This is a genomic window from Streptosporangium sp. NPDC023825, assembly GCF_040639575.1.
Taxonomy (GTDB): domain Bacteria; phylum Actinomycetota; class Actinomycetes; order Streptosporangiales; family Streptosporangiaceae; genus Streptosporangium.
Map to the genome: position 1 here is coordinate 47,886 of NZ_JBFAAE010000055.1, position 15,632 is coordinate 63,517.

General features: G+C 71.3%; 12 protein-coding genes. 9 read left to right on the forward strand and 3 right to left on the reverse strand.

Annotated features, from left to right (window positions below; all coding sequences use genetic code 11):
• Together AB0G15_RS33625 and AB0G15_RS33630 are read left to right on the forward strand one after the other, a co-directional pair.
• On the forward strand, window positions 1-900 hold the full coding sequence (locus AB0G15_RS33625) for an LLM class flavin-dependent oxidoreductase (RefSeq protein WP_362847675.1): 900 nt from the start codon (window positions 1-3) through the stop codon (window positions 898-900).
• Window positions 897-2,207, forward strand: coding sequence for an FAD-binding oxidoreductase (locus tag AB0G15_RS33630; protein ID WP_362847678.1), 1,311 nt, complete (start codon window positions 897-899; stop codon window positions 2,205-2,207). Before AB0G15_RS33625 ends, AB0G15_RS33630 begins: the two co-directional genes overlap by 4 nt.
• A gap of 34 nt (window positions 2,208-2,241) precedes the next feature.
• Here the strand turns inward: AB0G15_RS33630 and AB0G15_RS33635 are convergent, their stop codons facing one another.
• Window positions 2,242-2,877 carry a dihydrofolate reductase family protein gene (locus tag AB0G15_RS33635; protein WP_362847681.1) on the reverse strand — a complete coding sequence of 212 codons (636 nt, stop codon included), beginning with the start codon at window positions 2,875-2,877 and terminating at the stop codon, window positions 2,242-2,244.
• Between the two features lie 124 nt (window positions 2,878-3,001).
• Between AB0G15_RS33635 and AB0G15_RS33640 the strand changes: the two genes are divergently transcribed.
• The 6 genes from AB0G15_RS33640 to AB0G15_RS33665 all read left to right on the forward strand — a co-directional run bounded on the left by AB0G15_RS33640 (window position 3,002) and on the right by AB0G15_RS33665 (window position 9,965).
• On the forward strand, window positions 3,002-3,670 hold the full coding sequence (locus tag AB0G15_RS33640; RefSeq protein WP_362847683.1) for a helix-turn-helix domain-containing protein: 669 nt from the start codon (window positions 3,002-3,004) through the stop codon (window positions 3,668-3,670).
• Window positions 3,671-4,230: 560 nt separating this feature from the next.
• Window positions 4,231-5,151: an ABC transporter ATP-binding protein gene (locus tag AB0G15_RS33645; protein ID WP_362847686.1), complete on the forward strand. Its 921-nt coding sequence runs from the start codon at window positions 4,231-4,233 to the stop codon at window positions 5,149-5,151.
• A gap of 56 nt (window positions 5,152-5,207) precedes the next feature.
• Complete coding sequence (locus AB0G15_RS33650) at window positions 5,208-5,993, forward strand: ABC transporter permease (RefSeq protein ID WP_362847689.1); 786 nt, start codon at window positions 5,208-5,210, stop codon at window positions 5,991-5,993.
• Window positions 5,994-6,067: 74 nt separating this feature from the next.
• Entirely contained in the window at window positions 6,068-7,348 is a 1,281-nt protein-coding gene (locus AB0G15_RS33655) for a sensor histidine kinase (protein WP_362847692.1), read from the forward strand.
• Window positions 7,345-8,022 (forward strand): response regulator transcription factor, encoded by a 678-nt coding sequence (locus AB0G15_RS33660; protein WP_362847695.1) that lies wholly within the window; start codon window positions 7,345-7,347, stop codon window positions 8,020-8,022. Before AB0G15_RS33655 ends, AB0G15_RS33660 begins: the two co-directional genes overlap by 4 nt.
• A gap of 332 nt (window positions 8,023-8,354) precedes the next feature.
• On the forward strand, window positions 8,355-9,965 hold the full coding sequence (locus AB0G15_RS33665) for a tannase/feruloyl esterase family alpha/beta hydrolase (protein WP_362847698.1): 1,611 nt from the start codon (window positions 8,355-8,357) through the stop codon (window positions 9,963-9,965).
• Window positions 9,966-10,174: 209 nt separating this feature from the next.
• Here AB0G15_RS33665 and AB0G15_RS33670 read toward each other — a convergent pair whose 3' ends face one another.
• On the reverse strand, window positions 10,175-10,621 hold the full coding sequence (locus tag AB0G15_RS33670) for a VOC family protein (RefSeq protein WP_362847700.1): 447 nt from the start codon (window positions 10,619-10,621) through the stop codon (window positions 10,175-10,177).
• A 110-nt stretch (window positions 10,622-10,731) separates the two neighbouring features.
• Window positions 10,732-13,455, reverse strand: a complete 2,724-nt coding sequence (locus tag AB0G15_RS33675) for an AAA family ATPase (protein WP_362847703.1) — start codon at window positions 13,453-13,455, stop codon at window positions 10,732-10,734.
• Window positions 13,456-13,974: 519 nt separating this feature from the next.
• On the opposite strand from AB0G15_RS33675, the gene AB0G15_RS33680 reads away from it, so the two are divergent.
• Window positions 13,975-15,516, forward strand: coding sequence for an MDR family MFS transporter (locus AB0G15_RS33680; protein ID WP_362847705.1), 1,542 nt, complete (start codon window positions 13,975-13,977; stop codon window positions 15,514-15,516).
• The last annotated feature ends 116 nt before the right edge of the window (window positions 15,517-15,632 follow it).

A 15,632-nucleotide genomic window follows, 5' to 3' on the forward strand; every position in this document is an offset into this window, starting at 1 on the left:
ATGACCGATTACGGACACCCCATCACCTTCGGACTGAGCCTCGATCCCGGTCTCGACCGGCTCGCCGAGACCAGATCGCTCGCCCGCGCCGCCGCCGACGCCGAACTGGATTACCTGGCCGTCCAGGACCATCCCTACCAGCCGGGCCACCTCGACACCTGGACGCTGGTCAGCCACCTGTCCGCGGTGACCGAACGCATCTCCTTCTTCACCGACGTCGCCGATGTGCAGTTGCGCCCGCCGACCATCCTGGCCAAGGCCGCCGCATCGCTCGGCACGCTCACCGGGGGCAGGTTCGTCCTCGGTGTCGGCGGCGGTGCGACCGCCGACGGCATCGCCTCGATGGGCGGCGTGCGCAGGAACGGCCCTGAGATGGTCTCCTTCACCGAGGAGGCCCTGCAGATCATGCGCCGGGCGCTGGCGGGCGGCACGGTGAGCTTCCACGGCGACCAGCACGAGATCGGCGGATACCTCGCCGGGCCTGTCCCCCCGGCGCCGGTGCCGGTCTGGCTCGGCAGCCAGGGACGTCGCATGCTCGCCGTCACCGGACGCCACAGCGACGGCTGGGTCTCCCCCCTCAACATCTACGTGCCTCCGGACACGGTGCCGGCCCGGCAGCAGATCATCGACGAGGCGGCCCAGGAGGCCGGGCGCGATCCCCGGTCGGTCCGCCGGGTCTACAACGTCATCGGCGCGATCGGCCCCTTCCGGAGTGGGCAGGGCCTGGTCGGCGAGGCGAAGGTGTGGGTCGACACGCTCACCGAGTGGGCGGTCGGGCTCGGCTTCGACACGTTCGTGTTCTGGCCGCTGACCCAGGCCCGGGCACAGCTCGACGTGTTCGCCGCCGAGGTCGTTCCCGCCGTGCGCGAGCGCGTGAGCGTGATCAGGGGACGGCGATGAAACCGGACCTCTCCACGCTTCCCCGCGAGCTGCGAGACAAGATCGTCACCCCGGAGGACCGCCGGTACGGCATGCTCAGGTCGACGTACGTCAAGGTCTCCCGGCCGGCGGCCGTCCTGGTGCCCGAGACCACCGAGGAGGTGGTCGCCGCGCTCCGCTTCGTCCGCGAGCGGGGCCTGCCCCTCGCCGTACGAAGCGGGGGACACGGCCTTTCCGGACGCGCCTCCAACGACGGCGGCCTCGTCATCGACCTGTCGGCCATGAACGGCATCGAGGTGCTCGACCGGCGCACCAGGACGGTCCGTATCCAGGCCGGGGCCCGCTGGGCGCAGGTCGCGGCGGCCCTCGCGCCGTACGGGCTGGCGATCAGCTCGGGCGACCACGGCAACGTCGGCGCCGGCGGCCTGGCCACCGGCGGCGGCATCGGCTGGATGGTTCGGCAGTACGGTCTGACCATCGACCACATCCGCGCCGTCGAGATGGTGCTGGCGGACGGAAGGGTCGTGCGGGCCGACGAGCACAACGAGCCGGACCTGTTCTGGGCGGTCCGGGGCGCCGGCGCCAGGGCCGGCATCCTCGTGGCGTTCGAGATCGAGGCGATGGAGCTGCGCAACGTCGGGTACGTGCAGATCGTCGTCGAGGTCGACCGCGACGGCCGCACGCTGCGGCGGTGGGCCGACCTCATGGCCTCGGCTCCGAGGGAGCTCACCACCGCGACCATGCTGATGCCGTACGGGAACTCGCTCGCCTTCTCGATCGCCGCCGTGGTCGCCTCGGAAAGCCCCCGTCGCATACGGGCGGCCGTGGAACCGCTGCTCGGCCTCGGCGTCAACCTGCTGGATCAGAGCGCGCAGATCATCCCGTACCCGGCGCTGGTCTCCACGGCGCACCTGCACGCGAACGTCGGTCAGCAGCCCGTCGTCACGACCAGCGGGTTCCTTCCCACCATGACCGACGAGGACGCGGCGGCGATCACGCGGGCCGCGGTGGGGCCGCACCGCCCCCTGATCCAGCTGCGCTCCATGGGCGGAGCGGTGAGCGACGTGCCGCCCGACGTCACCGCCTTCGCGCACCGGCGCCACGGTGCCCTCCTCATCGGCAACATGTTCCCGCCCGGGGGTGCCAAGGCACTCGACGCGGCCTGGCGCGGCCTCGCCCTGCGTGTCGAGGGTGAGTACGTGGGATTCGAGAGCCGTCCGGGCCGCCAGGCGTTCGCGCGCGTCTACCCCGGCGCGGTCGGCGAGCGCGTGTCCGAGGTGTGGCGGCGTTACGATCCCGACGGCGTCTTCGGCGCCTTCTGGGCATGACCCGCCATCGGGGCGGTTGGGGTGAGTCCCCCGGTCAGGTGGCCGCGGATGAGGGCGGCACGGTCCAGGCGGGCCGGTACGTCACCAAGATGGCACCCTCCTTGAGCGGCTTCACATCCACGAGGTGGAGATCTTTTTGCGCCGCCAGGTCGTCGAACAGCCGCTCGCCCACGTTGACCACGACCGGATGCACCAGTATGTGATATTCGTCGATCAGGTTCGCGTCGGTAAGCGATCGCACGAGCTTCGGACTACCGAAAATGACGATATCGCCACCGTCGCCGTTCTTCAGATCCCTGATCCGCTCTTCGACGTCTCCGGCCAACTGCTCGGCAGCGGCGAAATCACCCCACTTGAGTTCGCCGACCGGATGCCCGCCGATCGCAACCAGCTTACGGGCATTGTTGATCTTATCGGCCAGGCGCGAGACCACTCCGCCGCCGGGCGCGCCTTTCACGGAGGGCCACTTACGGACGAGATCTTCGTAGGTGCCGCGTCCGAGCAGAATGGTGTCGACCGTGTCGAGTATTTTCAACAGATTGTTTTCGGGGCCTTCTTTGATGATGTTGCCCGCGCGCGTCCAGGCCGCGAAGTCGGTCTTGTCCTTGCTCGGATCGCCGGTGACGACTCCGTTCAAGGTGCTGTGAATGAAGAGAACGAGCTTGCGCATGACGAACGGCAACCCTTTCCGTCCTTGCCCGGCGATTCCGTCGTGGCAACCGCGCCAGACCTTCCGGATACTTCATTTATTCAAGCACACTTTAATTTTTCAAGTCAAGTATTATCGTTGAACCATGCGAACACGCGAGTACGGACAGTTCTGCGGGCTGGCACGCGCCGCCGAGATGGTCGGGCAGCGATGGACGCTGCTCGTCCTGCGCGATCTGCTGGTCGGGCCGCGAAGATACTCGGATCTGGTCGCCGGACTACCCGGCATCCCGACGAACCTGCTCGCCACCCGCCTGAAGGAGCTCGAGCGGGACGGCCTCGTGACCCGTGAGGCCCGCAGCGGCCCCGACCGCTCGATCGTCTACGCCTTGACGCCACGGGGCGCCGAGCTCGCACCCGCACTCGACGCCCTCGCCTGCTGGGGCGCGGCCGGGATGCACACGCCTCGTGAGGGCGAAATCGTCACGACCGCGTCCCTCGTGACCGCGTTGCGCGTGGCGGCCGGGAAAGGCGCGGCACCGGATCGGCGACGACTGGCGTACACGGTCAGGGTCGGCGGCGCCGTCGCCCACGCGATCACACGCGACCGGACCGTCGAGGTCGCCCCGGGCGAGCACCCCGCACCCGACCTCGTGATCACGGGCGGCCCGGGGTTCCGGGACCTCCTCGCCGGTGTGCTCGACCCGGGGACGGCCGTCGCGAACGGCGTGGTCGAGCTCGACGGCGACCCCGCCCTGCTCGTCCCGTTCGTCGCCACCTTCACCGTGCCCTACTCCGCGGCGGCGCGCGCCTGACCTGTCCGGCGCGCGAACCGGAACACGACAGCCGGGCCACGGAGCCGACCCCGACCCGAAACCAACGCTCCGCCGAACCGGATCGACCCCAGGGCGAGACGTCATTGACGAGGCGTCCGCCCTTCCCCGCTGATCAGACGGCGGATGGCCGGATCAAGGTGTGGGGAGTTCGCCCGTGCGAAGCCGTACGAGACCTTCTTCGTGCCACTCGGAGCGCTCTGCGGCCGGAGGCGGCTCGGCTCCCGCGAGTCCGGCCGGGGCGGAGAACAGTCGCCGAAACTGTTCCACGAGCTGTTCGGCCCGCCTGAGCGTTTCCGGCAGGTCGTCGGGAGCATCGACGCTGAGGCCGAGAACCGCCGCCCCGTCACGAGTGACCGTGATGACGGCTCGCCCGGCCCGCGATCAACCGATCGGTGGATGGCGACCACCACCCGATGGGTCCGATCTCCCCGCCGAACGGCGGCCAGGTCCCGTCCACCGGTCAATGGTCGAACGAGTGCCGCCGTAGAAGGGTGGACATAGCCAGCCGCTGACGGGCCCGAGGCCGAGAGGACACGCGCATGCCGCCAGTCATAGAGGTACGCAACCTCCACAAGCGCTATGAGGACAAGGTCGCCGTCGAGGACGTCTCGCTCACCGTCCAGGAGGGTGAGATCTTCGGAATCCTCGGCCCGAACGGTGCCGGCAAGACGACGACCGTGGAGTGCATCGAGGGACTCCGCGTGCCGGACCGGGGCGAGATCAAGATCCTCGGGCTCGATCCCCGCCGGGACCACGCCGAGCTGACCCGGCGGCTCGGCGTCCAGCTGCAGGCCGGGCACCTCCCCGAGCGGCTACAGGTCGCCGAGGCCCTGGAACTCTACAGCTCCTTCTACCCCCAGCCCGCCGACTGGCGCGCGCTGCTGGACGGCCTCGGCCTGGCGGACAAGGCGAAGACCAGGTACGCCAAGCTGTCCGGCGGCCAGAAGCAACGGCTCTCCATCGCGCTGGCGCTCGTCGGCAGCCCCCGGGTGGCGATCCTCGACGAGCTCACCACCGGTCTCGACCCGCAGGCACGGCGCGACACCTGGGACCTGATCGAGGGCGTGCGCTCCCGCGGGGTGACGATCGTGCTGGTCACCCACTTCATGGAGGAGGCCGAGCGGCTGTGCGACCGGCTCGCGCTGATCGACGCGGGCCGCGTCCTCACGGTGGACACCCCGGCCGGCCTGGCCGAGCGGGCCCGTATCGAGCAACGGATCCAGTTCCGCCCGTCCAGGCAGATGGACGACGAGCTGCTGACGAGCCTGCCCGAAGTCTCCGGCGTCACCCGCCGGGGCGAGCTGGTCATCGTCAACGGCAACAGCGAAGCGCTCAACGCCGTCACCGCCGTACTGGCCCGCAACCAGATCGTGGCCGAACGGCTGCGCGTCGAGCAGGCGAGCCTGGAGGACGCGTTCGTCCAGCTGACCGGCAAGCGCCTCGAATCCGGCCCCCGGTAACGGATCACAGAGAGACCCGGCCCCCGGTAACGAATCGCAGAGAGGACCTCATACCCATGCCATCCCCGCGCACCGCCGTATCCCCCGTCACCGCCGAGCGAGGTTTCGCGACGTGGCGGCTCATCAAGGCCGAGAGCACGTTGTGCGTCCGGGACAAGGTCGCCCCCCTCTGGGGTATCGGCTTCCCGCTGGTCCTGTTGATCATCCTCGGCAGCGTCTCCGATCTGCGGGAGCCCGTGGAGGCCGACGGCGGCCTGACGTACTTCGACCTCTACGTCCCTGTTCTGATCCTGTTCAATCTGGCCATCCTGGCCACGGCCTCCCTGCCGACCACGCTCGCGGGGTACCGGGAGAACGGCGTGCTGCGGCGCATGCGGACCACGCCGGTCGGCCCGGCCCGCGTGCTCGCCGCCCAGCTCGTGGCCAACTTCGCCATCGCGGTCGTCGCGATGGCCCTGTTCCTCGCGGTCGCCGGATTCGGCTTCGGCGTCGGCCTGCCGGAGCACCTTCCCGGTTTCGCCCTCGCCTGGCTGCTCGCGGCGGCCGCGCTGCTCGCGATCGGCCTGCTGATCACCGCGCTCGCGCCCGGCCGTGGCCCGGCCACGGCGATCGGCACGGTCCTGTTCTTCCCGCTGATGTTCTTCGCCGGACTCTGGGTGCCGATCTCGCAGATGCCGCCGCTGCTGCGGAACATCGCCCCCTACACCCCGCTCGGCGCGGGCATGGGGGCGTTCCAGGACGCGTACCTGGGCCACTTTCCGTCCGCCGTGCCGCTGTTGACCCTGGCGGCCTACGCGGTGGTGTGCGCGTTCGTCGCGGTCCGCTGGTTCCGCTGGGAATAGACGCCGGCGATGGACGCCGGGAGCAGATGCCCGCAATGGACGCCGGGAATAGAATCTCGCGGGGAGAGAGAATCTTGAGCAGGAAGACTTCGCAACAGCCGCCGTTCCTTCTGGTCAACGTGGTGCCGTACGCGCTGCTGGTGCTCCTCGTCGCGATCCTGATGATCGTGGAGGACTGGGCGGGCGGCTCCCTGCTCATCGACCTCGGCCTGTGCGGGCTGGCGGCCGCGTGGATGCTCGGCATGTTCACCCTGCGTCCCGGCTGGTGGGACCGGCCGCGGGTCATGGGGGTGTTCATCGCGGGGCTGCTCGTGATCACCGCGGTCCTGGTGGCCCGTCACCCCGTTTTCGGGCTCTTCACCCCCGCCGCCTACATCTACTCCTTCACGGTCCTGCGCTGGCCGTGGCGGTTGCTGGGCGTGGCCGCCACGGCGGTCCTGGCCGGTACGGCGCAGGCGTCCGGCGTCCCGAAGGAGGACGCGCTCGGCCTGGCGATGCACGTGACCGTCGTCGCCTTCAACATCGCCATGATGTGCGGCTGCGCCTGGGTCCTGCGGCTCGCCGAGAAGGAGGAGGAGCGGCGCGAGCAGACCCTCGAAGAGCTGAGCCGGACGAACCGGCTGCTGGAGGCGTCACTCGCCGAGAACGCCGGCCTGCACGCCCAGCTGCTCGCCCAGGCCAGGGAGGCGGGCGTGCTCGACGAGCGCCGGCGGATGGCCCGCGAGATCCACGACACCCTGGCGCAGGGGCTCACCGGCATCATCGCGCAGCTCCAGGCGGCCGAGCAGATGCACGAGGTCCCGGCGCCGTGGCGGCGGCCCTTCGCCGCCGTCAAGACGCTGGCGAGGGAGAGCCTGGCCGAGGCCCGGCGTTCGGTCGACGCGCTGCGGCCCGAGCCGCTGGAAACCGCGCGCCTGAGCGACGCGCTCACCGAACTCGCCGACCGGTGGTCGACGTTGCACGGGCTCGCCGTACAGGTCACGACGACCGGCACGGTACGGCCGATGACACCGGAGACCGAGTTCGCGCTGCTGCGCACGGCACAGGAGGCGCTGGCCAACGTGGCCAAGCACGCGCACGCGACCAGGGTCGGAGTGACGCTGTCCTATCTGGAACACGAGGTGGCACTGGACGTGCGCGACGACGGCAGGGGCTTCGAACCCGCGGGTCTCGACGCCGGCACGGCCGGAAACGGCGCGCCGCGGCCGCCGTCCCCCGCCGGCGGGTTCGGCCTGACCATCATGCGACAGCGCGTCGAAGGGCTGTCCGGGAGCCTGCGGATCGAGTCCGAACCCGGCGCCGGCACCGGGATCTCGGCCTGCGTCCCCATCCTGCCGGCCAGGAGCCACGCATGACCGATCACAGGGCCGAGCCCACAGCCGAGATCCCGATCCGGCTGCTGATCGCGGACGACCATCCCATCGTCAGGGACGGGCTGAGCAGCATGTTCGCCTCCGCGCCCGGATTCGAGGTGCTGGGCGAGGCCGGGGACGGCGCCGCGGTCGTGCGGCTCGCCAAGGAGCTCCGGCCCGACGTGATCCTGATGGACCTGCGCATGCCGGGCATGGACGGGCTGGCCGCGATCACCGAGCTGAGCAGGCTCGGCGTCACCGCGCGCGTGCTGGTTCTGACCACCTACGACACCGACACCCACGTACTGCCGGCGATCGAGGCGGGCGCGACCGGCTACCTGCTCAAGGACTCTCCCCGGGAGGACCTGCTGCGCGGTGCGCGGGCCGCCGCCAAGGGTGAGAGCGTCCTCTCTCCCTCGGTGGCCGCCCGGTTGATGAACCGGGTCAGGACACCCGCCCCGCAACTGCTCAGCCGGCGGGAACTCGAGGTCCTCGAACTCGTGGCGGCCGGGAACACCAACCGTGAGGCGGCCGCCCGGCTGTTCATCACCGAGGCCACGGTCAAGAGTCACCTGCTGAACATCTACGCCAAGCTCGGCGTGGGGGACCGCGCCGCCGCCGTCACCGAGGCGTTCAACCGGCGACTGCTCACCCCCGAAACGCGGGAGCCGCTCTGATACGGCGCACCCGTCCGTCTCCGATCGACGCCGATCACGGCGGGGATGGCCGGAGCGTGCTTGTCCGGTGAACGAGCAGGGACGTAGGCTCCCGGCCGGGAAGCGCTCGACGATCGCGATGCTTGTGGCCGTCCGCCTGGCGAGCGCCGCCTTGATCCCTCCCTTCCTCCGGATGCTTCCCGGCATCCGACCGTCCACGCTTCCGCGTCGGCCGGCTGACCCATCCATGTGACCAGGCTCATAGCCGGTTTCCCCCTCGGGCCCCGGCCAGGGAGCGCCCCAGGGTGTCTCCCTGGGGCGAGGCCCGCGAGTCCCACGTGAGGGTGTCGGGCATGAAACGACGCTTGATCGTCCTGATGGCGGCGGCGGTATCGGCGGTGGCGGCGCTGACGCCGGCGGCCGCCGACGCCGTCTCCCGCGACAGCGGCCCCGTGGCCGCGACCTGTGCCGCCGTTCCCGTCTCCGCGCCCTCCGGCACCAAGGTGGAGTCGGTGAAGGCGGTCGCCAACGCCGGCGGAACCGTCACGTTCCCCGCCGCTCCTCCGCTGCACCCCCAGGAGGAGACGCTCACCGACGTGCCGGCCTGGTGTGACATCACCGTCACGGTGAGCCACCCGGGTGCGAACGACCACGTCAACATCAAGATCCTGCTGCCCCAGGACAGGGAGGACTGGACCGGAAGGTTCCAGGCGCTCGGCGGCAGCGCCTACCTCGCCGGTGACTTCAGCGGCTCCTCGCTGGCCGGCGCGGTGAAGGCCGGGTACGTCGCCGCGGCCACCGACGCCGGTGTCGGCGCGAACCCGCTCGACGTCAGCGGCTGGGCGCTCACCACGGCCGGCAAGGTCGACACCCCGCTGCTGAAGAACTTCGCCTCCCGCTCGCTGCACGACATGGCCGTCATCGGCAAGGACGTGGCGAAGAGGTTCTACGACCGGTCCGTGAGGTACTCGTACTGGAACGGCTGCTCGACCGGCGGCCGCCAGGGGTACGCGGAGGCCCAGGACCACCCGACGGACTTCGACGGGATCCTGGCCAAGGCGCCGGCGCTCAACTGGGACCGGTTCGCGGTCGCCACGCTCTGGTCGCAGGCCGTCTTCAACGAGGAGAAGGTCGCGCCGACCCCGTGTGAACTGACGGCGTTCAACACCGCCGCGGTCAAGGCCTGCGACTCCCTCGACGGGGTCAAGGACGGCATCATCGACGACCCGCGGAAATGCGACTGGGACGCCCGGCGGCTGGCCGGCACCGAGATCGACTGTGACGGCAAGAAGATCACGATCTCCCGTGCCACCGCCGACGCGGTGCGCAAGATCTGGGCCGGACCGGTCTCCTCCTCCGGCCGGAGGCTCTGGTACGGGCCGAACAAGGGCGCGAGCCTGGACGCCCTGGCCACTCCCGGCACGCCGTTCACCGTCGCCGACAGCTGGGTCAAGTACTTCGTGAAGCGGAACCCGTCGTTCGACACCACGAAGCTCACCTACGCGTCGTTCGAGCAGATCTTCCGCGCGTCGCAGCTGCGGTTCAACGACGTCATCGGCACCGACGACCCGAACCTGTCGGCGTTCGCGAAGGCCGGCGGCAAGCTGCTGAGCTGGCACGGCCAGAACGACGAGCTGGTCCCCACCCAGGGCACGATCGCCTACCGCGAGCGGGTCAACCGGGCCCTCGGCGGCGACAGGCGGGTCGACGACTTCTACCGCCTGTTCCTGCTGCCCGGCGTGAACCACTGCGCCGGCGGCCCCGGCCCGTACCCGGTCGACGACCTGGGCGCGCTGGTCAACTGGGTGGAGAAGGGCCGGGCTCCGGCCACCCTCGCCGCCTCGGCCCCCGGCGCCGGCGGCGAGACCGTCACGCGCGACGTCTGCCGCTACCCGATGGTGGCCCGCTACACCGGCCACGGTGACACGGCCTCGGCCGCGAACTACCGCTGCGTCACCGCCTGACCTCGTCCGAACGACGCGGCGGCCCCGGCACTCCCGCCGGGGCCGCCGCCCTGTGCTTGCCTACCGGCCTCGCCCACTCCCACCGGACTCGTCCAACGCCCACCGGACTCGTCCAACGCCCACGGCGACGCCGTCCGGCCCGGCGGGTGAGGGTCCGGCGCGTCGCCCGGCCCTCGCCGTCGCCCGGCCGGCGCGTCCGTGGCCCGGCCTCAGCGGCCGGGAAGGCGCTCGGTGACCTCCTGCAGCAGGAAGCCGTTGCCGTCGGGATCGCTGAACGAGGCGAACGAGCCGTACGAGGGGCGGCCGGGGGAGAAGCCGGGCACCCGCTTCTCGGTGCCCGCGTGGTGGAAGACGCCGCCCTCGTCGTGGAAGATCTCGCTGACCTCGACGCCGCGGTCGACCAGGTCGGCCCGGGCCTCCTCGATGTCACGCACGATCAGGTGAACGTTCTCCACCGATCCGGGCGCCGCGGTACCGACGCCCTTGCCCACGATGATCGAGCAGTGGGAGCCCGGCGGGGTGAAGTGCACGACCCGGAAGTCCTGGTCGGCGACGTAGTCGATGTCCTCGCGGAAACCGATCCGCCTGTAGAACTCCTTGGCCCGGTCGACGTCGGCCACCGGCAGCACGATCACCTCAAGCTGGTAGTCCACCATTGTCCCCACTCCTCCACGATCACGGCGGTGCCGTTCGGCATCCGGCATTCACAATCATGCGCGGAGCAGGGCGTTCACTCCGGGATGACACCCTGGTGGCGGCCCTGGGATCACCTGTCGCGCAGGGCGGAGGCCAGCTCGCGGCGGGAGCCGATGCCGAGCTTGGTGAAGACTTTGCGCAGGTGCCATTCGACGGTACGCGGACTGAGGAACAGCACGGCGCCGATCTCCGGATTGGTGCGCCCCGCCACGGCCAGACGCGCGATCTGCGCCTCCTGGGGGGTGAGCTCCTCCCGCGCGCCCAGGGTCCGCCTGCGCACCGTCTCGCCGGTGGCGGCCAGTTCCCGGCCGGCCCGCTCGGCGAAACCCTCCGCGCCGATCGTGGTGAACGCCTCATGGGCGAGCCGCAGCTGCGTCCGGGCGTCGGCCCGCCGGTTCTCCCGCCGCAGCCACTCACCGTAGAGCAGCCGGGCCCGGGCGGCCTGCAGGCCGAGCCGGGTCGCGGCCAACCGCTCGATCGCCTCCCGGTAGTGCTTCTCGACCGGCCCGGCCGGGACCGCGAGCGCGTCCGCGAGAGCCTGGGCGCCACGTGCCCAGTTCGTGTCGACGGCACGCGTCCGGGCGGCGAGGCGGTCACGCGCCTCGGCCGCGACGGTGTCCGCCCCGGCGCGGGCGGCGGCCTCGACCAGCTCACCGAGCGTCCACTGCAGGACGGCGGGGTCTTCGTGCCGAGCCGCCTCGAGGGCCGCCCTCAGCGCCGCCGGGTACTGGCCGAGCCCGTTGAACAGCACCGCCCTGCTGTATCCGGCGACGGCGAGCAACCATCCCAGGCCGCCCGCCTCGGCGTTCCTGACCAGCGCCTCGTTGAGTTCCAGCGCCGGCTCCTCGCGTCCGCGGTGCGCGGCCAGGATGACCGCGGTGGCCGGGTGCGGGGACGAGCCGGTGGCGTTCCCGAGAGCCTCGGCCTCGTCGATCAGGTCCGACGCGTCGGTGAACCGGCCGGCGTAGATCAGCGCGGTGGCGCGGAAGGTCAGCGCGCTCGGCAGGAGGGACAGCGCGCCGGTCTCGCGGGCGTGGCCGACGACCTGCTCGGTCCTGGTGAGAAACGCCACGTCGTCCCACACCTCGTGCATGACCATCCCGTTCAGCCAGACCAGGTCCAGGTCATTGGCTGGGATGCCGGCGGCCAGGACGCGGGTGAACAACGGCACCGCGGCCGCGTGCCCCTCCAGGATCCACGCCGTCAGCCCCGCGAGGAGCAGCCCGGCCGGCTCCTCGCCCGCGGGAACGCCGCGGGCGGCCTCGGCCGCCCGGCGCAGGTCGCCACCGCCGAGCGACCCCGCGTTCACGGCCGCGCCGATCGCCGCCAGGTAGGTCTCCCGGGCCGCGGCGGGGTCCAGCGCCTCCAGGCGACGTGCGGCCGAGAGCAGCGGCGGCACGGCCGCCCGCCCGGCGTTGAGCGCGAACGCCACCCTGGCGCGCAGCCGTTCCACTCCGGCCCGCTGCACCGGGTCCAGCGGGCCGAGTTCGGCGGCGGCCAGCAGGTCCGGCACCTCGGCGAGGGCCCCGGCGGCGAACCGGGCCGTCGCGGCGGCCAGGACGCGCCCGGCGCGCCTCGCCGGATCGGGGGTGAGCTCCGCCGCGCGCTCCAGGAAGGCCGCGGCCGCCGCCCGGCCGCCACGGGTCATCGCCCGCCCGGCCGACCGCTCCAGCTCGCCGGCGACCTCCTCGTCCGGTCCCGGCGCGGCGTGCGCCCTGTGCCAGGCACGGCGGTCGGGCTCCTGCTCGGGATCGGTCACCTCGGCGAGCGCCCGGTGCACCGCGCGCAGTTCGGCGGGCTCGGCGGAGCGCCGGCCGGCCGAGCGGACCAGCGGATGCCGGAACCGGACCCGGGTCCCGATCTCGATCAGGCCCGCGGCCGCCGCGGGTGCCGCGGCATCCGTCCCGACGTCCAGCCGCTCGAGCGCGCGCCACAGCAGCGGCACGTCGCCGACCGGTTCGACGGCGGCGGTGAGCAACAGCGTGCGGGTGTCCGGCGGCAACGCGGCGATGCGCCGCTGGAAGCCCTCCTCGACCCGGCTCACCAGCGGCGTCGTGCTGTGCCCGCCGAACCCGAACGCCAGTTCCGCCGGCGTGAGATCGCGCGGCAGCTCGAGCAGGGCCAGCGGGTTGCCGCGGGTCTCGGCGACGATCCGGTCGCGTACACGGGCGTCGACCGGCCCGGGCAGTACGGAGTCCAGCAGCGCCCGCGCGTCCGCGTCGGGAAGACCCTCGACGCGCAGTTCCGGCAGCCCTCCGAGGATCTGCTCGTCGCCCGGGCCGCGTGCCGCGAAGACCAGGGCGACCGACTCGGAGTCCAGCCGGCGGGCGACGAAGGTGAGGATCACCTCCGACATCCGGTCCATCCACTGCACGTCGTCCACCGCGCAGACCAGCGGCCGCTCCGACGCGGCCTCGGCGAACAGCCCGAGCACGGCGAGCCCGACGAGCAACGTGTCCGGCGGATCACCGGCGCTGAGGCCGAATCCGACGGCGAGCGCGTCCCGCTGCGGCCCGGGCAGCCGGTCGAGATGGCCCAGCAGCGGCGCGCAGAGTTGCTGGAGCGCGGAGTAGGCGATCTCGGTCTCCGGCTCCACCCCTGCCGCGCGGGCCACCTGGCCGGCCGACGCGGCCTCGGCGAGGTAGTCCAGCAGGGCGGTCTTGCCCACTCCGGCCTCGCCGCGCAGCACCAGCACCCGGCTCTGCCCGGCGCGGACGTCACGCAGCAGCCGGTCGAGCGCCTCCTGCTCGCGTCGCCGCCCCCGCAGCGCGGAAGCCCTGGTGTTGATCGGCACGTAACCCCCCTGCCGGGGAGGCTACAACACGCCTGATTCCCCGGCGGACAAGTGGCACCGAACTCCGTGACGTGCCGAAACACCGGGCCGGCGTGCCAGAGGACCATGGAGGTTCGGACAGCGACGCGGCGTCTCGGCGATCATGTGGGCAGCGTGCCGAGCCCTGCCGGCGCTCCGCCGAGACGTGCGAACCACACCGGAACGAGCCGGTCACCAGGGATCGACGACCTTTCCGGTTCGTGGTGTTCGTCACCATGGACCGGTCCTCGGGGCGGCTGGTGCGCGAGGCGTTCGCGCAGGTCACAGGGTGATTCGGGTGTTCCTGGGCGTGATCTGGAGATGTCGTCCCCGGTGAAAACCGGGTGACATTTCATGTCTCCCGCCGGAATGCTGAGGGCGGGCGATGAGTTTTGTCGGTGGTGTCGGTCATTCTTTGCAGACCACGACTTCTCGTGAGACCCAACGCTGGAACGCCGGCGATGACCGCGCACCATGTCCGACAACCCCAATCGAGGTTCCGTGCACAGCCCACAGCTCGACTCATCCGCCAAGTCCGCGACCGCCGCCCCAGGTCGCACCCCGGCTGTGATCCGGCTGCTGGTGCTCGCGACATTCGTGGTCATCCTGAACGAGACGATCATGATCAACGCGATCCCGCGGCTGATGAGCGCACTGCACATCACCGAGCAGACCGCGCAGTGGCTCTCGACCGCCTTCATGCTGACCATGGCCGCCGTCATCCCGATCACCGGGTGGTTCCTGCAGCGGGTGTCCACCCGCAGCGCGTACGCCACCGCGATGGGCCTGTTCCTGCTCGGCACGGCGCTGGCCGCGGTCGCGCCGGCGTTCGAGGTGCTGCTGGGCGCCCGCATCATCCAGGCGTCCGGGACGGCCGTGATGATGCCGCTGCTGATGACCACGCTGATGCAGGTGGTTCCCGAGACGGACCGGGGCCGGGTGATGGGCACCGTCTCCCTGGCCATCTCGGTCGCGCCCGCCATGGGCCCGACGGTCTCGGGAGTGATCCTCCAGTTCGGGTCCTGGCGACTGCTGTTCGCCGTGGTGTTCCCCATCGCCGCCTTGATCACCTGGCGCGGCCTGAAGCAGCTCAAGAACGTCGGAGAGCCCCGGTTCAGCACCGTCGACTGGTTGAGCGTGGTGACCGCGGCCGCCGGCTTCGGCGGCCTGGTCTACGGACTCAGCCGGTTCGAGGGCGGTGACGTGCGCGTCGCCGCCGCGATCGTGGCGGCCGGGCTGGTCGCCATCGCCGTCTTCGTCTTCCGCCAGCTGTCGCTGCAGAAGCGCGGCGTGCCGCTGCTGGACCTGCGCACCCTGCGCCACCGCACCTACACGGTCGCGCTGATCCTGATGTCGGTGGCCTTCATGGCGATGCTCGGCTCGATGGTCCTGCTGCCGCTGTACCTGCAGAACATCCGCGGCCTCAACGCCCTGGAGGCCGGACTCCTCGTGATGCCGGGCGGCCTCGCGATGGGTCTGCTCGGTCCGACCGTCGGCCGCCTGTTCGACCGGTTCGGCGGGCGGGTTCTGGTCATCCCCGGCGCGATCGGGATCACGCTCTCGCTCGTCGGCTTCACCCAGGTCACCATGACCATGCCGCTCTGGCAGCTCCTCGGTCTGCACACGCTGCTGATGGTGGGTCTGGCCGCGACCTTCACCCCGGTGTTCACCCTCGGGCTCGGCGCGGTTCCGCCTCCGCTCTACTCCCACGCCAGCTCGATCCTGAGCACGCTGCAGCAGGTCGCCGCGGCCATCGGCACCGCGCTCGTGATCACCGTGATGAGCGCGCGAGCCGATGCCCTGGGGTCCGCGGGAGTCACGGAGACGCTCGCCAACCTCAACGGCATGCGGCTGGCCTTCATCGTCGGCGCGGCGCTGTCCGTGGCCGTGGTCATCACCGCCCTGCTCCTGCCCGCCCGGGCGGACAACGCCGGCAAGACCGACGAGGTCGACGAGGCCGGAAAGCCTGGCGAGGACGAGGCCGGAAAGTCTGGCGAGACCGACCGGACCGAGGAGACCCGGCCGGTGGAGCAGCCGGTCTGACGATGGTGGAACGGGACGCTGCGGCCTCCTTCGCCGGGGTGGCCCACGGTCTCTCACGGGTCATGGCCCCACCGGTCCCTCACACAGGTCACGGCCTCACCGGTCCCTCACGGGGT